This is a genomic window from Kyrpidia tusciae DSM 2912 (genome assembly GCF_000092905.1).
In the GTDB taxonomy this organism is placed as follows: domain Bacteria; phylum Bacillota; class Bacilli; order Kyrpidiales; family Kyrpidiaceae; genus Kyrpidia; species Kyrpidia tusciae.
Genome location: NC_014098.1, coordinates 212,789 through 232,329, shown reverse-complemented (window position 1 = coordinate 232,329; position 19,541 = coordinate 212,789). Strand labels below are relative to the sequence as shown.

At 58.9% G+C, this 19,541-nt stretch carries 20 protein-coding genes and 1 riboswitch; of the genes, 3 read left to right on the top strand and 17 right to left on the bottom strand.

Going from position 1 to position 19,541, the window contains the following annotated elements; genetic code table 11:
• Positions 1 to 35 precede the first annotated feature (35 nt).
• Entirely contained in the window at positions 36 to 1,745 is a 1,710-nt protein-coding gene (locus BTUS_RS01290; protein WP_013074322.1) for an alkaline phosphatase family protein, read from the top strand.
• A 126-nt stretch (positions 1,746 to 1,871) separates the two neighbouring features.
• Here BTUS_RS01290 and BTUS_RS01285 read toward each other — a convergent pair whose 3' ends face one another.
• Together BTUS_RS01285 and BTUS_RS19160 are read right to left on the bottom strand one after the other, a co-directional pair.
• On the bottom strand, positions 1,872 to 2,828 hold the full coding sequence (locus BTUS_RS01285; RefSeq protein ID WP_013074321.1) for a branched-chain amino acid transaminase: 957 nt from the start codon (positions 2,826 to 2,828) through the stop codon (positions 1,872 to 1,874).
• A 64-nt stretch (positions 2,829 to 2,892) separates the two neighbouring features.
• Positions 2,893 to 3,123 carry a hypothetical protein gene (locus tag BTUS_RS19160; RefSeq protein WP_123809194.1) on the bottom strand — a complete coding sequence of 77 codons (231 nt, stop codon included), beginning with the start codon at positions 3,121 to 3,123 and terminating at the stop codon, positions 2,893 to 2,895.
• 359 nt (positions 3,124 to 3,482) lie between these two features.
• Between BTUS_RS19160 and BTUS_RS01275 the strand changes: the two genes are divergently transcribed.
• Positions 3,483 to 4,184: a phytoene desaturase family protein gene (locus BTUS_RS01275; RefSeq protein WP_041303537.1), complete on the top strand. Its 702-nt coding sequence runs from the start codon at positions 3,483 to 3,485 to the stop codon at positions 4,182 to 4,184.
• 67 nt (positions 4,185 to 4,251) lie between these two features.
• Here the strand turns inward: BTUS_RS01275 and BTUS_RS01270 are convergent, their stop codons facing one another.
• The 8 genes from BTUS_RS01270 to BTUS_RS01235 all read right to left on the bottom strand — a co-directional run bounded on the left by BTUS_RS01270 (position 4,252) and on the right by BTUS_RS01235 (position 10,870).
• A complete protein-coding gene (locus tag BTUS_RS01270) occupies positions 4,252 to 4,437 on the bottom strand; it encodes a hypothetical protein (protein ID WP_013074319.1) in 186 nt (61 codons plus the stop codon).
• A 355-nt stretch (positions 4,438 to 4,792) separates the two neighbouring features.
• Positions 4,793 to 5,998 (bottom strand): hypothetical protein, encoded by a 1,206-nt coding sequence (locus tag BTUS_RS01265; protein ID WP_013074318.1) that lies wholly within the window; start codon positions 5,996 to 5,998, stop codon positions 4,793 to 4,795.
• Positions 5,995 to 6,972, bottom strand: a complete 978-nt coding sequence (locus BTUS_RS18270; RefSeq protein WP_052300511.1) for an ABC transporter ATP-binding protein — start codon at positions 6,970 to 6,972, stop codon at positions 5,995 to 5,997. Before BTUS_RS18270 ends, BTUS_RS01265 begins: the two co-directional genes overlap by 4 nt.
• A complete protein-coding gene (locus tag BTUS_RS18265) occupies positions 6,969 to 8,591 on the bottom strand; it encodes a hypothetical protein (RefSeq protein WP_013074316.1) in 1,623 nt (540 codons plus the stop codon). Before BTUS_RS18265 ends, BTUS_RS18270 begins: the two co-directional genes overlap by 4 nt.
• Positions 8,588 to 9,340, bottom strand: a complete 753-nt coding sequence (locus BTUS_RS01250; RefSeq protein WP_013074315.1) for an ABC transporter ATP-binding protein — start codon at positions 9,338 to 9,340, stop codon at positions 8,588 to 8,590. Before BTUS_RS01250 ends, BTUS_RS18265 begins: the two co-directional genes overlap by 4 nt.
• Positions 9,337 to 9,729 (bottom strand): GntR family transcriptional regulator, encoded by a 393-nt coding sequence (locus tag BTUS_RS01245; protein WP_013074314.1) that lies wholly within the window; start codon positions 9,727 to 9,729, stop codon positions 9,337 to 9,339. Before BTUS_RS01245 ends, BTUS_RS01250 begins: the two co-directional genes overlap by 4 nt.
• 201 nt (positions 9,730 to 9,930) lie before the next feature.
• Positions 9,931 to 10,590 (bottom strand): SdpI family protein, encoded by a 660-nt coding sequence (locus BTUS_RS01240; protein WP_013074313.1) that lies wholly within the window; start codon positions 10,588 to 10,590, stop codon positions 9,931 to 9,933.
• A complete protein-coding gene (locus BTUS_RS01235; RefSeq protein ID WP_013074312.1) occupies positions 10,583 to 10,870 on the bottom strand; it encodes an autorepressor SdpR family transcription factor in 288 nt (95 codons plus the stop codon). Before BTUS_RS01235 ends, BTUS_RS01240 begins: the two co-directional genes overlap by 8 nt.
• 922 nt (positions 10,871 to 11,792) lie before the next feature.
• Here BTUS_RS01235 and BTUS_RS18740 point away from each other — a divergent pair.
• Complete coding sequence (locus BTUS_RS18740) at positions 11,793 to 12,428, top strand: copper amine oxidase N-terminal domain-containing protein (RefSeq protein WP_245543344.1); 636 nt, start codon at positions 11,793 to 11,795, stop codon at positions 12,426 to 12,428.
• A gap of 274 nt (positions 12,429 to 12,702) precedes the next feature.
• Here the strand turns inward: BTUS_RS18740 and bluB are convergent, their stop codons facing one another.
• The 7 genes from bluB to BTUS_RS01190 form a co-directional block, all read right to left on the bottom strand.
• Positions 12,703 to 13,347: a 5,6-dimethylbenzimidazole synthase gene (gene bluB / locus BTUS_RS01220; RefSeq protein ID WP_013074310.1), complete on the bottom strand. Its 645-nt coding sequence runs from the start codon at positions 13,345 to 13,347 to the stop codon at positions 12,703 to 12,705.
• Between the two features lie 26 nt (positions 13,348 to 13,373).
• Entirely contained in the window at positions 13,374 to 14,234 is an 861-nt protein-coding gene (locus BTUS_RS01215; protein WP_013074309.1) for an energy-coupling factor ABC transporter ATP-binding protein, read from the bottom strand.
• 1 nt (position 14,235) lies between these two features.
• Positions 14,236 to 15,012 (bottom strand): cobalt ECF transporter T component CbiQ, encoded by a 777-nt coding sequence (gene cbiQ / locus BTUS_RS01210; RefSeq protein WP_013074308.1) that lies wholly within the window; start codon positions 15,010 to 15,012, stop codon positions 14,236 to 14,238.
• The gene (locus BTUS_RS01205; RefSeq protein ID WP_013074307.1) at positions 14,999 to 15,307 is read right to left on the bottom strand and encodes an energy-coupling factor ABC transporter substrate-binding protein; all 309 of its coding nucleotides are present in this window, start codon (positions 15,305 to 15,307) and stop codon (positions 14,999 to 15,001) included. Before BTUS_RS01205 ends, cbiQ begins: the two co-directional genes overlap by 14 nt.
• Positions 15,297 to 16,040: an energy-coupling factor ABC transporter permease gene (locus BTUS_RS01200; protein ID WP_013074306.1), complete on the bottom strand. Its 744-nt coding sequence runs from the start codon at positions 16,038 to 16,040 to the stop codon at positions 15,297 to 15,299. Before BTUS_RS01200 ends, BTUS_RS01205 begins: the two co-directional genes overlap by 11 nt.
• A 233-nt stretch (positions 16,041 to 16,273) precedes the next feature.
• Positions 16,274 to 16,474, bottom strand: a riboswitch (cobalamin riboswitch).
• Positions 16,475 to 16,696: 222 nt separating this feature from the next.
• A complete protein-coding gene (locus tag BTUS_RS01195) occupies positions 16,697 to 18,403 on the bottom strand; it encodes a methyl-accepting chemotaxis protein (protein WP_013074305.1) in 1,707 nt (568 codons plus the stop codon).
• A 731-nt stretch (positions 18,404 to 19,134) separates the two neighbouring features.
• Positions 19,135 to 19,530, bottom strand: coding sequence for a PaaI family thioesterase (locus tag BTUS_RS01190; protein ID WP_013074303.1), 396 nt, complete (start codon positions 19,528 to 19,530; stop codon positions 19,135 to 19,137).
• Positions 19,531 to 19,541 lie beyond the last annotated feature (11 nt).

The window sequence follows — 19,541 nt, the reverse complement described above, 5'->3', positions numbered from 1 at the left end:
ACGGAAAACGAAATAGTTTAAGGGAGGTCATGGGAATGCCCAAGCGCAGGATGGTCGCCATGTTGGCCACCGGAGCGGCGGCGATGTTGGCCGTGACGCCGATGGCCGTCGGCGCAGCCGCGGACTCGATGGACCGTTTTTCGAACACCACCACCCCCATCAAGCACGTCGTCGTCATTTTCCAGGAAAATGTCTCCTTTGATCATTATTTTGGCACCTATCCCAATGCCGCGAACCCTCCGGGTGAACCGGCCTTTACTCCGAAACCCGGCACGCCGAAGGTTAACGGGCTCACGCCGTATCTGCTCAACCACAACCCGAACGCTGCCAACCCCAAGCGCCTCGACCGGTCCCAGGCCGTGACGGCAGATATGGACCACGGATACACGGCGGAACAGGCGGCCGTTGACGGCGGGGCCATGGACAAGTTCGTGGAATCCACCGGTGCCGGCGCGGATAAATCGATCGTCATGGATTACTACGACGGCAACACCGTCACGGCCCTGTGGAACTACGCCCAGAACTACGCCATGAGCGACAACTCGTTCGGGACGGTTTACGGACCTTCTACCCCCGGCGCCCTGAACCTTATCGCCGGGCAAACCCACGGGGCCATCGGGTATGTGGACGGCAAACGGGTCGGAGACATTCCGGGAAAAATCGCCCACGGCACGCTGTTCAGCGATATCGATCCGTACTATGACAGGGCGTCCAGCCCGAAAGCCCGGATGGAGATGGTGGGCAAGAATATCGGCGATCTGCTGAACGCCAAAGGTATTACCTGGGGATGGTTCCAAGGGGGATTTCGGGACACTCAAGCTCAGCATGCCAACATCGCCGGGAACAAAGTCACCGACTATAATCCCCATCACGAGCCGTTCCAATATTACCGGTCCACCGCAAACCCCGACCACCTGCCGCCGACCTCGGTACGGATGATCGGCCACACCGACCGGGCCAATCACCAGTACGACCTGACAGATTTCTGGGCAGCCGCCGAGGCCGGCAATCTTCCGGCGGTCAGCTTCTTGAAAGCGGCCAATTACCAGGATGGCCACGCCGGCTACTCCGATCCGTTGGATGAACAGCATTTTATCGTCAACACCATCAATCGGCTGCAGCAGCTGCCGGAATGGAACAGTACTGCGGTTATCATTTCCTATGACGACTCGGACGGCTGGTATGACCATGTGATGGGCCCCTTGGTCAACGGGTCGAACGATCCCATGTACGATGTCCTCTTCGGAAAAGGGGATGCGGGTACGCCGAAGCTGGCGCCGTACCTGGATCGGGCCGGGTATGGCCCCCGGTTGCCTCTCTTGGTGATCTCGCCCTATGCGAAGCAGAATTATGTCGACCACACCCTGACGGATCAATCCTCGATCCTGCGGTTTATCGAAGACAACTGGAAATTGGGGCGCATCGGAGACGGCTCCTTCGATGCGGTGGCCGGATCGTTGACCGGAATGTTCGACTTCAGCCACGGACCCCGGGCGGACAAGCTGTTCCTCGACCCGGAGACCGGGGAACCGGTGCAGACGCCCCCTGCCCAGCCCGGCGGTCCCGAACAACCCCAGCAGCCCGGGCAACCGGGGCAGGTTGGGGCCAACAACGGAACAAACGCGCAACAGCAAGGGGAGTCCTCAAACGGAGCCCAGGGCACGTCCGCTTCGGCAGCCGGCCAGAACTCTGGCAAGGCCGCCTCGGCCGCGGCCCTCACAACGCCGACCCTCTCCGGCAGATAACGGAGTCTGGAGCCCTCCACAGACATCGTTCTGGGTCATCCCCGGCTCCCCACAGCGATGCCCCTCTCCGGTGCGGGCGCGAATCCAACGCCCGCTGTCTCCGGAGGAGGGGCATTTTCTGCCACGTCAGCCGTAGACCGGCGTCAGCCAATCCCGATACGCGTCTTCGTACCCCCGTACGGCACGAAAATAGATTTCCTGCAGCCGCCGGGTTATGGGGCCGACTTCGCCGTCGCCCACGGGCCGGCGGTCCACCGACGTGATTGCCGCGATCTGAGCCCCGGTTCCGGCCAGGAACATCTCATCCGCGACATAGAGCTCCGTCCGGTCGATATTGCGAATCTCATACGGAATGCCGAGATCCCGGGCCAGAGTAATCACTGCTCGACGGGTTACCCCTTCGAGAATATCGGCGGTGACCGGCGTCGTCACCAGGGTCCCATCCCGGACCACAAATAGATTGGCCGAGCTCGCTTCAGACACCTGACCATCCGCAGAGAGCATGATCGCTTCGTCGTACCCGTCTGCCGCGGCGGCATCACTGGCCAAGGCCGGATTGATGTAGGCCCCGGTAACCTTGGCCCGGGACGGAATAATGTTGTCTGCCACCCGAAGCCAATTGGAGACAACGACAGATAACCCTTCGGTTTTCACGTAATCCCCCATGGGGACGGTGAAAATGGCGATTTCGTCCCGAAGGCCGGATAACGTCACTTTGATCACCTGGGCCGCTTTAAACGCCAAAGGGCGGATATATACGTCCTCGCGGTAGCCGTTCTTCTGCAGAACGCGCACCGTGATATCCAGCAGTTCCTCGGCACTATAGGGACAGTCGATCTTGAGGATCCGGCAGGAACGATGCAATCGCCGGTAATGCTCCAGACCCTTCAGCATGTACAGCTGTCCTTGGTCCGGATTCCAATACGCCCTGATCCCCTCGAAACAGCCGGTCCCGTAGTTGAGTGCATGGGTGGTGATGTTGACATTCGCATCAGCCAAAGGAATGATTTCACCTTTGAAGAAACAATACCCTCCGCTGATCTCCTGTTTCGGCGAGGGACCTTGGGCCGAAGACTGGGACATTTCATCGTCTCCTTTCGCGGGTCATCATTCCGAGTATTCCTGGGCCTCCCAGCCCGTCGCGTGGTCATTGAACCGTTGGATGAGCAAACGTATAAGGACGAAGTCGGCGGGACCAGTTGATGGAGGGGTTGGTCGAGGCGCACAGAGCCACGGCGCCGGAGAGCTGTCGGACGATAAAATGTTTGAACACATGGCACATGCCGTTGGGATCCCGAGGATCATAAAACGCATTCTCCCCCGACGAAGTCCACCTCGACCTGAATGCCGGGATCTTTGAGTGGCACCGCCAGATCAACCAACACCTCGTCCACTTGCGCCTGCTTCACCTCAGAGCAGCACTGCAACCGCATCCAAGTGGGTTCATACCTACTTTTATCATACCTGTGGACGACGTAGAATTCCATCTCCGCCGCCCCGGGGGCAGACAGTCCCGCTTTTTCGCGCTCTTCGCCTCCTTGGGTTGGGGCCCCTCCGAGGTTTTTTCCGTTTGTCCGACCTTTCCCTATCGCAGAGCAATCATCAGGGCTGCCGGCGTCCGCCCTCTCCTTCTGTCCATCTTGAGCGATCAACAGTGCCGAGCAAAATACCGGACACTGCCATCCTAACATCCGCGGGCATTCAGCCATCCTGACGGAGGGCGGCCGTGTTCGGGGTGTGGTCAGCAAAACGGGGACCGATTTTAGCCCGGTGGTGGTGTCGAACGTCGATCCGCGCGTCACGTACGAAACGCTCATTGGGTTGGAAAATGTCAATGAGGAGGAGCGGGCTCAAGTTCAGGCTCTGCAACCCTCGATGTCCCTTTTTGTATGGAATGCGGCGCTAAGTCGCCCGTACTCCAACCCCCACCTGCTGCACTGGAATTTTGCCGCCCCGAAAACACTGCCGCAATGGGGCCTGGCCTTTTCCGGTGCCGGCATTCATTCGGCGGCGGCCTTGGATCCGTCTCTGGCGCCCGAGGGCCAGAGTACGGTCACGATCAATTTGGTCACTCGGGCCGAGGCGAGCCGGCTCAAGAAGATGACGAAAGAAACGTACCGGGCGCTGAAGGACGACATCGACCGGCTGTGCCGGGACATCATCCGGGAGATCGACGAAGAGGCGGCAAACAGCATTCTCTTCAGCGAGGTGGCCACCCCGAAAACAATCGCCCGTTACCTGAATACGTACGAAGGCTCGATTTACAGCATTAAGCGGAAGTCCCCCGATGATTTTCCCCACATGAAGTCATCCATCCAAGGGTTGTTTCTGGTGGGAGCCGGAACGGGCTATGGCCCCGGAATCGAAGCGGTTATCATCACCGGTTCGGAAGTGGGGGAAAAGATGGATGTCCCGGTGAGGGAAACGGCCGCTGTGTAGGCCCGGCGTTGAAATGGTTCCCTCTCGCCGAGGTCCTTCCGTTCTCTCTCCGGACATGGTGCGACGTTCACCATCGGAAGATGAGGATTCCGATGACCCCGAGCACCGTCCAGCTCGATGCGATCCACCACATCTGACGCCGCGTGAGAGAGACAGAAAACATACGGCCAAATACCCACGCCACCAGCCAGCCAACCCCAACATCCGCAACCAAGTAGGACAAAAGCAAGAGAATCTCCGTGATCAGTCCCATCATCACACCTCCAAATTCAAATCGTTCAGCCATGTGGTGCCGAGTCTGTTTCCCGGTGCACCGGTCCCAAAGCGCTCGCCGATCAGAAGGTGTATAACCGGATCAGCAGAGCTTTCTTGCTGCGGGTACCCCATCCCATTCTGGACAAGGATGGACTGCTTGATAAAATGTCCGTTGGAACATCCCGACGGACCGGTATCACACCACCTTTCATCTGCGCGAGGATGTGACGGGGGTACTGTTGACCGATCTGTTGGAGATTCATTTTGTGGTACTGCGAAAGCTACGGGAACAGGCTGTGGGGCCGGAAACGACCTCGGCGGGCGATTCGCAGCCCGGAACTACCCGCCTTTTGTCAAGGGATGAGCCGCCTGCGCAACAACGCCCAGAGGAGCAGCCACACGGCGCCGGCACCCCCCGAGGCCCGGACGCGCCAGCGCGCCGCCGCCACGCGCAACGGCCACGGATCGACGATTTGTTGCTGTGTGATGGGGACCTCATACAGGGGATGAATGCGGATACCCCACCACTGGTAAAACAAGAAAACGCAGAAGCCGAAGTAGATCCATTTGATCCAGGCTTCCGAGACGATCGTCAGAGTGCTTGTCGCGACGACGGTAAAGAACAGGAGATCGCGAAACATGCCTTTCCGCCGCAGCGCCCGGAGCAAAAGAATCCAGATCACCGGGTGCATTTGTCGGTGAAGCAGATTCTCGGCCAACCGGACAAGCCACGCCGAAATCCGGCGCATGCGAAATTGAATGTTCGAGACGGCGTCGGGATCGGCCGGCAGCACTGCTGAGACCAGGAAGCTTTGCCGCACTTGAAACAGACCGTCCCACTCCGCCCGGGAGATGTACCTCACCGCCAGTGCCGACACCGCACCGCCCGCGCCGAGAAACACCAGCCACCCGGCGGCCGGGCGGCCGAGGATCTGCCATCCCACAGAGATTCCCACGGGGAGGTACGACAGGTATCGGCCGATGTGGTACGCGATCCATTGTTGCCAGGTCATGCGATCGCGGACATTCAACAGTTGACCGGCGATTCGGATGACCGCTTCATACCCCGCCGACAAGATCAGCAGTCCAAACCAATTGCCCATGGGAACCCGGCAAATCCGGACAAAGGGAACGGCCAGGATCCCGATCGCCGCGATCGACATAAGGCTGGAGATCAAACCTTCCATCCACAGGCTCGCCAGCAGCCATGACCGGCGTAAAGGCGAGAGCAGCACAAACACGAGGTCTCCGCTCTCCAGAGAGATCGGCACGTTCCCGTACAATATCATGTGAACCGCCAAGACGGCCGCGAACGTCACCACGGCCACCAGAACGCGCAAAGGAATACCAAACAACAACCCCGTATCCGCCGTCAACCCCGACGTCAGATCGCCTCGGTAATATCGCCCCAGCAACCGGACGGCGAAGATCGTTCCGGGGATGAGCAGGTACAACACCGTCACCCAGTCGGAGACGAGCTGCAACACCTGGAGCCGCACTTTCCACCGGGAACGCATGCGGCGACCCGTCCACACCGCCAGCAAAGCAATCCGCTTCACCCGGCGACCTCCCTTTTCTGGACAAGGGCGATGAACAAATCCTCCAACGTCGCCCCATCATCCCCATGGACGGCCCGCAGTTCCGCCAGGGAGCCCACGGCGAAAACTTCCCCGTCCACCATAAAACCGAACCGCTGGCACATCCGTTCGGCCGAATCCAGCACATGGGTCGAAATGAGGATGGCTGCACCGCCCTGCCGCGCGGACTCAAACAGCTCGCGAAGTTGCCGAATGGCGATCACATCCAGCCCGATAAACGGCTCGTCCACGAGGAGAACGTCAAAGGGAAACATGAACGCCGAGACGACCATCAGTTTCTGAAGCGTTCCCTTTGAACATTGGTGCGGAAACTTCGCCAAATGGGGTTCCAGTTGAAACCGCTGAATCAAGGTTGCCAGGCGGTCGCGCACCACCTCATCCTGCGCGGACGACAGCTCCCACAACCGCATTTTCCATTCCAGGTGTTCCGCCAAGGTGAGATCGGCATAGGTCATCGGTTGTTCCGGAATATACGCCAGCCTTTGTTTGACCTCGAACGGCATGTCTCTGCCGGCGCCGAACGTCCATTCCCGGAAGGTGACCGTTCCGCTGCGGATCGGATAATAGCCCAACAACCCGCCGATCAGTGTACTTTTCCCGGCACCGTTCGGGCCGATCAGTCCGAGGATCTCACCGGCCCGGATGTCAAAACGGGCCTTGCGGACAATGGTCGCCCCGCCTCGGGCGACGGAGAAATCGGCCACCGACAGGATTTCGGACATCGTAAAATCCCTCCTCAGATTGCCTCCTTCGATCCTCGCACTGGAGATTCCGGGAATCACCCGGGCAAACAGCTGCCGAACCGAGCACACAACTGCACATGAGGGTGAACGCAGTCGGCCGCTCACGGGCCGGTACCCACAGGCCGGCTCCGTACCCAAGGCTTGCTTGAATTGCCCTTCAACCCATTGCTCGGCCATGTTCCCCGGAATCATCCAGATTTCCTCCGCAACCGCTCGACCCTGTGCCAAACATCTTCCACGTCGATCAGCCGATTGAGGGACCGGCTGCCGATCCAGAAACACAGAAACCCCAGGGGAATGCCGATTCCGGCCAACAGCCCGATGCCATGCCCGAACCCCAGCCCCTGTCTCGGGTCCATCCACCGACCGCTGATCCAGGTGAGCCATCCGGGAGCTACCCAGCCGAAAGCATAGATCGGCGCCAATAGTAAGTCCCACGGCCGGCTTCGAAACAGCGCGGGAGTGATTTGGAGCAGAAGAAAACTCACTGTGAACAGCAGCGGGAAGTACAGCCAAATTTCCCCGACGATCTCCCATGCGGCGGCCACGGAAGCCGCCGAACCGCCGACCGCCCCGTGAATCGTGAACCCAACCCCCACACTGATCAGAACCAGGAACATGATCTCGACCATCGCCGTCCACGGCGCCAACCATCGCCCGGCCAGCAGCACCCACCGGGGGCGGGGAATGGCCAGCCACCAGGATCCCCACCCTTGGCTGAAGGGCTTGGTGAGAAATCCCGTCGCCCGAGACATGGAAAAGAAGTACACCATGACACCGATAAACGCACATTCCTGAAACATGGACTCGGGCTTCCACATCATGACATATCCCGCCACCGCCACGCCGGCCATCGCCGCCCCAAACAACCACCGGTACAACGGCGGGGCCCCGGGACCCCAGAATCGATATTGACCCCTTTCCAACTCAAACAGGCTCCAAAACGGGAAACGGCTCGCCCGGATCCCCCCGGTCCCGGTCAATTCTTCCGGCGTCCGTGACCACAATCCCCAGCCGGACTCGGCCAAACGCATATCCCCCAATCGACGAAGGCCCACTCCGGCGGCGAGGCGAACCAGGAACCACGACAGCGGCCAACCGATCACCGCGATCCCCAGGGTGATCATCCAGATCGTGGAAAGGGGCACCGCACCCTGCCACAGTCGATTGAAAACATGCCATCCGGTAAACAGCCCGAACAGAAGGATGAAGTAAATAAGCTCGCCCACCCGGGCCCATCCCCGGGAAAACACCACGCGAAACATGCCGATCCCCACGGCGGGAACCAGAGCCGCCAGGTCCAGCAGGGTAAAGGTCACCGCCACCCCGAATTGACGAACCCGCTTCCCAACTGTAACGCTGTCTGGGTCCAGCAGGGTAAAGGTCACCGCCACCCCGGCGAATTGGGACACGGATATGCCGGGGACCCAGTGTAGGAAAAGCGCCGTCGCGTAATGCAGGACCACCGTCGCTTCCATGTAAATGGCCAGATGTAAGCCCATCCGCAGGTATCCCAGGGCCTCGCCCATCACCAGGTGCATGCGCGGCCGCGGGATCGTGAGCCACCATTCATCCTCGGCCGGGTTGGACCACAAACGCCCGCTGAAGATTATCACCGCGAAAAGATGAAAGATCGTCCATTGTGCGTACAGTCGGCCCAGATCCGACCAATCGCGAAAGAACCACAGGCTGATCAGCAAAAACACGGCCTGGTACAGCATGACCTCCCGCGACCGGCTTCCCGGAGCAAAGGGCATCCAACTTCGGGACCGGCTGAACTGCAGTTCGGCCAGGGCCAACACGTCCTTCATGCGAAGACCTCCCGGTACCTGGATTCCACCGACCGCCCCCGGGCCCGCAGGGATTCCACATCCTCCACCCCGAGAATCCGGCCTTCCCCGATTAAGATGATGCTGTCGAAAAGGTTCTCCATCTCCCGAATGTCGTGGGTGGCGATGATGAAGGTCCGGGAACCGCCGGCAAAATCGGCGATCACCGAGGAGGCGATCTGCTCCCGGGAGATCAGGTCCACTCCGGCGAAGGGTTCGTCCAGGACCACCAGGGGCGAACGCCGGGCCAGGCAGGTCAAAAGCTGGACCCGGGCCTTTTCGCCCCGGGAGAGGGTGGACATGCGGGCCGTTCGCCTGACTTTGAGAAATGCGGCCAGTTCCTCGGCATGGCCCGGGTCCCAGTCCGGATAGATGTCCCGGGCAAAGCGGAGCCACTCCTCCACCGTGACCCATCCGGGCAATTTTCCCCGGTCGGGCAAATAGGAGAGGTAACGCAGCGTCGACACCCCGGCCGGCTCCCCGAACAGCTCCACCGTTCCGGCGGTGGGCGGCGTCAGCCCGGCCACCAGGCGCAGGAGCGTGGATTTTCCCGCTCCGTTCGGCCCGAGGAGCCCGACGATCTGCCCTTGATCCACGCGGAAGGAGATGTCGTGGAGGATCTCCTTGTTGCGGATTTTCATGAAAACCCCGCGACAGGCCACCGCGGGCCGGTTCGCCGGGGCGGTTCCTGTTTGAAGTTGCGCCGGCGGTGCCGTCTTCCCGTCCATCATCCATCTTCCTCCTCGATACGGGCAAGGTCGATCAGTTGTTGCACGGTCAAACCCAGGGATTTCGCCGTCTCCCGGAGCCGGGCCACGGCTTCCCGGGCCAGGGCCCGCCGGCTGGCCTCGATGGCCCCGGCATCCCGGGTCACGAAGGTGCCCTGGCCTCGGTAGGAGACGATCAGTCGTTCGCGTTCCAATTCCTGATACGTCCGCTGGATCGTCGTCGGATTGACCCGAATGGCCGCGGCCAACTCCCTGACCGAGGGGAGGCGGGCACCAGGTTCCAGGTGGCCCCGGGCGATGGCGGCCCGGATCCGTTCCACAAACTGTTCATACAGCGGCCTGGATGGATCAATGGGGAATCTTTGAATCTCTCGGGTGATATCCGCCTCCAACCGACCGCCCCCTTTGCGTGAAGTGTACGATTGCAGACCATACACTCTACACGATGGATTGTATGACAACACGCCATACATGTCAAGCACAAAAAAGCGAAGGCAACTTCCCAGCCGCCCCCGGAAACGCGTTCCCCCTAGCATTCTGCCGGCTAACGAACGGACCGGCCCCTCAAAGGCTGGAGCCCGGTTGGAAACCGCTCATCGGACGATTTTCCTGTACAAAACGAAAGAGTAAACCAACGGAGCAACGCCCACAATGATCACAATCGGGAAAAAGATCCACATCGCCGCCTCGCCGGAGAGGAAGCCGCAAATGAACGCCGCGACCCCGGCCGCCACCCACAGCGGACCGGCCATGCGGTGGGTCCTGCGCCACACCTCTTCATTGGCCAGGGTCCAGGGCGTGCGGATGCCGAAAAAATAGTTGAAACGGATCTGGCCCATATAATTGCCGATGACGATAAATAAGACCCCAATTCCGGACAAGACAATCAGTTGCACATTAAAGGCGTACCCAAGATTATAGAAAATCGTGACCATGAAAATCACCGACATGAACGCGGCCATCACTACCCGAAACAGGTTGTAGAACCGGGCGAATTTCCGGTAATTCTCCCGCTTCGGGTCGATCCACTGAACCACTTTCAGAAGCAACGCCAGCCCGACGTTCATGACGGCCACCATGACGAGGAACCATCCCTTATCCTGAAATCCGTCGGGTTGGCCGTTCGCGCCGAAGTGAACCGCCAGCCGGTCGGGCAATTGGTTCCAGAACAGGGCCGCCACAACGAAGGGCGCCAACGCCACCACAAGGATCCCGAGGTCCATCCAACCCCATCCGGCCTTTGTGTCACGCATCCGAATTCTTCCCCTTTCCTTCCCCGGTTCCGATCACATCCAACAGCCAGCCCATCACATCGTGAAGCACCGTGGTATGCAACGAGTAGATGATCTGTTGCCCCCGCCGCTCGTCCGTCACCAGCCCGGCCTGCTTCAACACGTTCAAATGATGGGAGATGCTGGGCTTCGTCAAAGAAAAATGGTCGGCGATCTCCCCGGCCGTCAAATCACCGCCGCGCAGGAGGCGCAAAATCTGTCGGCGGGTGGGGTCGGACAACGCCTTGAACGCATCGTTCATCATCCTCACCGCTTCGATGATTTTATAAATATCTAATTAAAAGATATCACAGGTTTCCCAGCTCGTCAACGGGCACGTCAAACAACCAAGAACCACGCATCTTTTTTCCGATTCCCCTTTTTCGTCCCACCCCCGACCCAAGCGCCCCGGCAGCCTGTTTCGGTGAGCGATGGTGGTCATGGCGCTGGGCTCTCGGCCACCGCAGGCGCTTGAAGATGGCAATCTCGTCGCCCAGGCCTGAGCATGTGGCTTTCATCACGCGATCGGCTTTGACGGCCATATACCTCGTCGCGTAATGCTCACCCGATCAGACGTCGACCCACCCGTCACAAAACGGGACAGGAAATGAAAACGGGACCGACGAAAGTTATGGAGAGACGAGTTTAGCAGCACAAAGCATGACAAGGGAGGGACAAACATGAACCAAAGACAATGGATTTGCATATGCGCCGTTGCATCCGCCGCTGTGCTGTTCGCAACCCCGATTGCCTCCGCCGCCGGCAAGGGAGGAGGCCGATCCGCCCACATAAGCAGGGCGTTTTCCGCCAAGGCCGGGCAGCCGAGCGGGACGGCAGCCAACTCGTCCGCCGGTGATGCTCAAACCGGAGCCGCTCAGGACCGGACAAAGGCGTCCGACGGGCAGAGTTCCGAGGATAATGGTGAAACGCAAGGCCAAACCGTCTCGACATCCGGCGATGGGCAGAATACGGAGCAAATCTCGGGAGAAACTGAACAATCCGGGCAGGCTCAGGGCGAGGATCAAACGGGGGATTCCAACCATTCTGACCCGGGTTCAAGCTCCGATTCCAGTGCAACTCCGGGGTCGGATACCAACCCAACATCTCTGCCCCCCGGGATCCAACGAGCAATCCAGGCACTCGAAAGCAATATTCAGAAGAACGAAGGAAAACCCGGAAAATCCGTGGACGCGCTGCGCAGCGCTGTGGACAGGCTGAAGGAATGGTCAAACCAGCCGGGAACCAAAACCGACGAAGAAGCGGACCGCCAGGCGGAGGCCGCTCTCAGTGAAGCGGCGGCTTCAGATCAGGCTGACCCGCAGATCCTGACCGCCCTGGCGGACATCAGGGAAAAACTGAACGACGCGGTTGGGGCCATTCAAGCCCTGGAACAAGCGTTACAATCTCAGCCGGCCGATCAAACCGTTCTTCCGAAATTGAGAAAACTGTACGACGTTGTAGGCAAAAAGGATATCCAAGTATTCGTCGACGGCAAAAAACCGGTTTTCGATGTCCCGCCCCTCGTCCGGGACGGACGGACCCTTGTCCCAATCCGGCAGATCGCCGAAGCCCTCGGGGCAAAGGTGGACTGGAATCAAGGGACAGTCACAATCCGGCGCGGGAATCAGTCCGTCACCTTGGAAATCGGCGATCCGTCAGCTTCGGTGAACGGACAGAACGTCACCCTGGACGTACCGCCGGAGGTATCCGGGGGTCGAACGCTGGTTCCGTTGCGTTTTGTCGGCGAGGCCTTCGGTATGGCGATCGATTATCAGGACGGAATTGTATCGGTCCACCCACCTGCCGGGCAGAACGGATAAGCGCGTTCGTGTCTGGGAAAAACCAAGCAAGTTTACCGATCATGTTGCCACTCGCGACTTTCGGGGAAACAAACGAAACGAGGGCTGTCGACTTGTTGCAAACAGCCCTCCTTCCTTGTATCACAGAGCCAAACCGGGTACTGCCGGTCTGAACGGAACCCGACGGTGCGGGAGCCGGGGAACCTCCCCGGGCCGCTCCTGTCCCAACCCGGCCGTTCCCCGGGCCCCTCCCGGCGGCGTGACCCGTGCCATGCTGCGACAAACGCCGTCGACATCACGGAATCAGGCCCCACCTGTTCTCGAAGATCAGCGAATTCAGCGGCCGTCGCTTCTCCCATCCCACCATCTGTAGGACAGGCATGGGCGGATAATGATCGGTATAGCCAACCGACAAGAGAGCCACTGGATCAATGTGGGGTGGAATCGCAAGGATACTGCGAATATCCGTTTTCTTATAAAAACTGACCCATCCCATCGCCAGCCCTTCGGCACAAGCCGCCAGCCACATGTTTTGAATGGCACAGGCGGTGGACAAAATATCCGTTTCCGGTATCGAGTTCCGCCCGAGAACGTGATCGCCCCCCCGGGTCGGATCGCAGGTTACACAAATGGTCAGTGGGGCTTCCCGCAATGCCTCCACCTTGAGACTGAGAAAAAGATCCTTCCGGTCGTCTTCATAGTGAATCGCAAGGGCGCGGCGTTCCTTGTCAGCAGCCCAAGACAAACGCTCTTTCACTTCTTGGTCTGTGATTAAGATAAAATTCCACGGCTGCATAAAGCCCACCGAGGGCGCATGATGGGCTGCCTCCAATATGCGATCGATCTTTTCCTGTGGAATGGGGTCGGGTAGAAACGATCGAACATCACGGCGAGTGCGGATGACTTTGTAAATCGCTTGTCTTTCCGAATCGGTGAACATGTGATTCGCACCTTTCCTTGATTCCCTCATGATCCGCAGGACGCACGCCCATCGGTCGCCGCTCGGGCGACATGGATAGACAATTCTTCCACCGTTCTGGGGGGCCCGCCAACATACACTCCCGCTCGGTTCAACTGCTCCCAGACCCTCCACAGCACAGGTTTTGTCAGAGATGCGCGTTTCAGAATATCCGTGTCACTGAACACTTCCTTCGGCAAGCCCTCGGCGAGTACGCGCCCGGCATGCATGATCACGACCCAATCCGCCCACGCATAGGCAAAATCGACATCGTGCGTCGACAAAACGATTTGGATCCCTTGGCGGTGTAAACACTCCAACAATTCGAGCAAAGAGTGGACCTGCCCGGGGTCCAGGGAAGCGGTGGGCTCATCGAGAATCATCACTTCCGGTCTCATGGCCAAAATCCCGGCTAACGCAACCCGTTTTTTCTGGCCGTAACTGAGGAGATGCACCGCCTTGTCCCGCAGATCCCAAAGTCCCGTGACCTTCAACGCTTCCTCCACCCGCCCCTCAACTTCAGGCGGGGACAACCCCAGGTTCATCGGTCCAAAAGATACATCCTCCCATACATGACCGATCACCACTTGTCGATCCGGGTTCTGAAAGACGATCCCGACCTTGGTTCGCAGCCGAGCAAGCTCTTTGCGGGCGTACCGAACCTCCTTCCCCTGAAAAAAGATTCGACCGCGAAACGGGCGCAAAATCCCGTTCAAATGCAGGAATAACGTCGATTTTCCCGCACCATTGGGGCCGAGGAAAGCGACTTTTTTCCCGCGTTCAATGCCCAGCGACACGCCTTGCAAACCCGGAGTCCCATCTTCATAGTTGTACTCGACACCTTCTAGCAGGAAGGTCGGCTCCTCCATGTCAACGCCCCCCCACAACCCAGGCGGCAACCGCCAGACCCACCCCCGCCGCACCCATCCAGGCGGCGGTTTTGAGACACACCGTAAACGGAGGCGACAGGACGGTCAGTTGCCCGCGGTACCCCCGCGAGATCAGCGTTCGGTGCAGATCCTCCACCTCCAGGCGGCTCTTGACGGCCAACGCCGCCCCCAGACGACCAAGGGAAGACAAGCTCCGGCTCCATGACCGATATCCCAGTCGAGCGGACTGAGCCACATGCGTTTGCTGAGCCATTTCCATGAGAACAAACAAATAGCGATACATGAGGTGCATCACTTCCAAGAGAATCTCGGGCACTTTCATGCGGCGCAACAAGCCCACGAGATCCGGTACCGGCGTGGTGAGCGCCAGGACGTACATCGAAGAGGTTACTGCGAGCGCCCTGACCCACACGGCCACCGCCATCCGGACGCTTTCTCCGGTCACTCCAATCCACCAGCCGGCCCCCCCATCCATCGTCCAAAGAGGGGAAGGGCCTGAAGGCTGCACTTGAACCAACAGCGGAATCGCACCGAGCGACAAAAACGACAACGGCAGCGCTAAGAATCGAAGGAATACAGCTGCGGGGATCCCGGCTCCATACCGCAGAAAAAGTCCGGCGATCACAGGTATGATCGCCGCGACTGGCGTCGGAAAGACAAACGCACCCGCTCCCAGGCCGGCGGCAAACAGGGCTTTCTGCATCGGATGGAGCCGGCGCCACCGGTTGGCATGTGCCCATTGATCAATCGGACTCATGGCGATCCCTTCTGCGGGCATGAAGATACCCGATGGAATAGCCGATAACCCCGGCGCCCAAGGCTGCCTGGAGAGAAAACAGCAAACTCTCGATCTCACTGCCGGGGGGTTCCCACAAGGGAGAAAACCAAGGACGGTAGTTGGGATCGAGTTGGTGCACCATCTCCTTCCCTCGATCGTCCGCTCCTTGAAACTCCGCTGTTCTGGGAATCAACAGCGGCAATGCCGCTAGAGCCGCCGCCAGTAAACCGAGAAACGCATTTTTCCCCCATCGCCGATGATTTTTATGCCTCATGGTGTCCCTCCTCAGGCAGGTTCATCGCTCGGCTCAGCACCTCAGGACTGTATTTCATCACCCAGTTCACCATGATGACCGTGAGCAGTCCTTCGCTGACGGCGAGCGGAACCTGGGTGACGGCAAAAATCGAGGCGAATTTCCAAAACGATGACGCCACGCCTCCGATTGGAGCGGGAAACGCCAAAGCCAACTGCAGTGAGGTCGTCAGATATGTAGAGAGGTCGCCCAGGGCCGCTGCCAGAAATACGGCCACTCCCCTCCCGAATCCGGATTTCTGGAATATGCGAAAGACAACATACGACACAGTGGGGCCGACAACGGCCATGGAGAACGTGTTGGCGCCAAGAGTCGTGATGCCACCATGGGCCAACAGCAAGGCTTGAAACAAGAGGATGATGCAACCGACGACACTCATGGCCATGGGACCGAACAAAACAGCCCCCAGACCCACTCCGGTCGGATGTGAGCTGCTCCCTGTGACCGACGGGAGTTTGAGAGCCGAAAGCACGAAGGCAAAAGCTGCCGAAAGCGCCAATACAAGCTTCATCCTCAGATTGTCCCCGACTTGTTTTTGTAAGGAACGAGTCCCGAGGATGAGTGCCGGCAGGCACAGTGCCGCCCAAAAAAGACACCATCCCAAGGGAAGATAGCCCTCCATAATGTGCATGGCATAAGCTTGGCGCGGAAGCCAAAGGACCATCAACAGAATGAGAACACCCCACCCGACCATCTTCACACCCCCTCAAATCTTCGACACTCTGTTTTGCATCGAGACATAGCAAAACCCCTTAACCACGAACGTGTTAAGGGGTTAGCAAACATCCGGACCGTTCACCGCCGCTCAAAAGCTTGCCCTTGTGCTCCCCGGACAGTCGCCGCGGGTTCCGGCATTAATCCGGGAAGACCGCGCAAAGAGCGGCGCGATCGCCTCGCGTTGAACCACCCCCTATGCCTCGTAGGGTTGAGTTCTCATAGCAACGGGCCGGTATCCTGGCTTCGATTCATCACCGCCTTACGCCTTCCCGGTTCCCCAGTGGCGTCTTGTAAGGCAGTTCCTCGTTACAGTGGCGGGACCGCGCGGGATTTCCACCCGACTTCCCGTTTTCCCGAGCCAAACGTCCATCAGGACCGATGGCCGCGGGCACCCGTTGCCAGCTTATGTAATTATAAGGAAATGACGAACTCTCCGACCCTTAGGGCCCTGCGTTGTCCAAGAGATCTCTCTCCCCGTGGCGGGGTTCCGGTGAAGATAGTCTACTGCCGAATGCGCGGCCTGTCAACCACCGGCTCCGGTGAATGTTCACAGATTGTTCAAGCCCCAGATACACGGCCGATTGTCTGGTCTGCGATATGCCTGAGAATCATTCACTTGTTCCCGTGACCTCTTTACAGCTTGAACTTTAAAACTGCCTGTTGCAGTTGCTGTCCAAGGTTGGCCAGGAATTCAGCAGAGGATGCCAGCTCTTCAATGGAAGCCGACTGCTCCTCGGCGCCGGCAGCCACACTTTGGCTGGCTTCGGACACATGCTGTGCGATTTCACCGATGGCCGTAATCGCGTTGACGATTTCTTCGCTCCCTTTGGCCAGTTCTTCGGTGGAGCGGGAAACTTCCTGGATCTGACGGGAGACGCTGTTCACGTCCTCCTTGATTTGTTGGAAAGCCCCTGCTCCTTCTGTGATCACCCGCCAACCGCTTTCCACCACTTGGGCGTTGCTTTCCATGGCCTCCACCGCCTTCGAGGTGTCTTCCTGGACTTGACGGATGAGGTCCGCGATGTCCTGGGCCGCCTGCCCGGACTGCTCCGCGAGCTTGCGCACCTCATCGGCCACCACGGCAAAACCTCGGCCATGCTCCCCTACTCGCGCAGCCTCAATGGCAGCGTTCAAGGCCAAGAGATTCGTTTGGTTGGCGATGCCGCTGATCAAGTCCACGATCTGGCCGATGGCCTGGGACCGATTCCCCAACTCGTTAATCATCCCGGATATCTCTCTGCTCGAAGTAGTGATTTTGTCCATTTCCGCCCCGGCCCGTCGCATGGCCTGGTCTCCGTCTTCAGCTCGCCGGCTGGTCACTTGGGCTGCGGCCGCCACCTGCTGGGCGGTGGAGGCGATCTGCTGGATGGCCGCGGAGAATTCCTCAGTCGAGGCCATGGTGTCCTGCACCTTCCGGCTTTGCAGACCGGCTCCGGCAGCCAGTTCCTGCGACGCTTGGCTGACTTCCGCAACAGCTTGGCTGCTTTGCTCGGTGCCGGCGCTCATCTCCTCCGAGGCGGACGCGACGCTTTCCGCGGCGTCGGCGATTTGCCGAAGCAGGGACTTCAGGTTCCCGGCCATCTGATTAAAGGAGTCCGTAAGCCGCCCAATTTCGTCCCGGGTGTTGACGGTTACGGTTTCTCCGCGCAAGTCGCCCTCGGCCACTCTTCCGGCAGCCGCGGTAACCAAGGCCAAGGGCTTGGTGATCGTACGGGAAACGAGCAGATTTAGCCCCAGGCTGAGACCAACCCCCGCCACGATCACAATGACGAAGGTGAACTGAACTCTGCGATACATGGCGTCAGCTTCTTTTTTGATGTCTTCTGCCATTTGGGCGTTCGACTGCACCAGTTCCGCAATCACATTGTTGACTTCCGTACGCTTGGGAGTGACCTGCTGGTGAAGCACCTGCATCGCCAGGTCGGAATTCTGGGCGGCAACAAGCTGGTTGACAGCCTGCATGTACCCGCCGTAGGCTTGCCGGAGGCGATTGATGATGTCGCGCTCCTGCGGCCGGACAATGATGGGCAGGTATTCTTCGATCGCTTTTGCAAAGTCGGCATCATAGTTCTGGATGTCCTGACGCACTGAGCTTCGGTCGGCGGGATCCGCCAGCACATAATCGGCGGAAGCCACCGCTATACGCCGGACCGCTCGTTCCGCGTCGCCGGCTTTTTCGATACCAAGCACATTACCGCTGTACATCCTTTGCAATTGTGCGTCCATATTCGCCAGGCTAATACCTCCCATGATGCCCACGGCGAGCAGGGCCACAAGGCTGGCGAGGGACGATAGGAGCAATTTTGTCGACACATTGATATGCCTAAATAATCCGAACATTATTCAATCCTCCTTCTTTGACCTTAACCAAGATGGTTTCCGGATTGATTCCCAGGTAATGACGCTTCGTGGTCAAAGGAGGAGACCTGGCCGTCAAGACGAAAGCCTGCGGATTTCTATTAAATGGTTTTTTTGGGTGATTAACCCCCCCCCCCCCCGATTTACATTTATTCACAATCCTTTGCCTTCTCACATGTACAGGACTGGAATCAAGCCTCACAGGGGAAAGAAGTGTTTTTGTGTATGCATGGCACGGAACACCTGACGATACGATCGATAACTCATCATGCCCAGGCGTCCATGGCCGGTGGTCAATCCGAAGGGGGTTCTTTCGGGCAGCTTTCAATGGGAGACCTCTTTTCCTCGCTTTCTCCTCTTTTGATTCAGCACCAAAGCCGGGATTTCCTCTATACGACTCTTCCCCCGGCTTTGGGGATGGCGTCAGCTCCAAAGCCGGTAGGCCAACTCCAAAACTGAACCGTCAGCAGCCCACCGCCGGGCGCCACCGGGTCGAATGAAGAAACAGAGTGCGAGAGCGTCCACAAAGGCAGGGATAAAAAAAGCCGGGTCCGGTGTCATGGGACACCAAAACCCGGCTTATTCACCGAGGACCCTTACCCGAAAACTGAGCCAACTCACGATATCCGACGGCGCCGGGCCTCTTGAGAATTTAATCAGTCCACCGCCCCGGTTGGCCTCCCGCCCTGCCTTCGGCGCCTTATTTTCAGACACTATTTTTTGTTCAGGATGGCCGTCGTGCACCGTGACACACAGATCAATTTCCCATCTTCGTCGGTAATCTTAATATCCCAGACCATGGTCGATCGGCCGCGGTGCAACGGGACACCTGTGGCGGTCACCACACCGTCCGATTTACTGCGTATGTGATTGGCGTTGATCTCTATGCCTACCGCCTGCTGACTTTCCTGGTCAATCAGGTTCCATGTTCCGAGAGTGGCCACGGTCTCCGCCAACACCACGGAGGCACCCCCGTGCAAAATGCCGGCGGGCTGCTTGGTGGCCGCTGTGACGGGCATCGTGGCAATCACCCGTTCCGCGCCCACCTCCACAATGTCAATGCCCAGGACTTCCAAGATCGTATTTCGTGTGTCTAATCCCAAGTTCAACTGATGCGGCC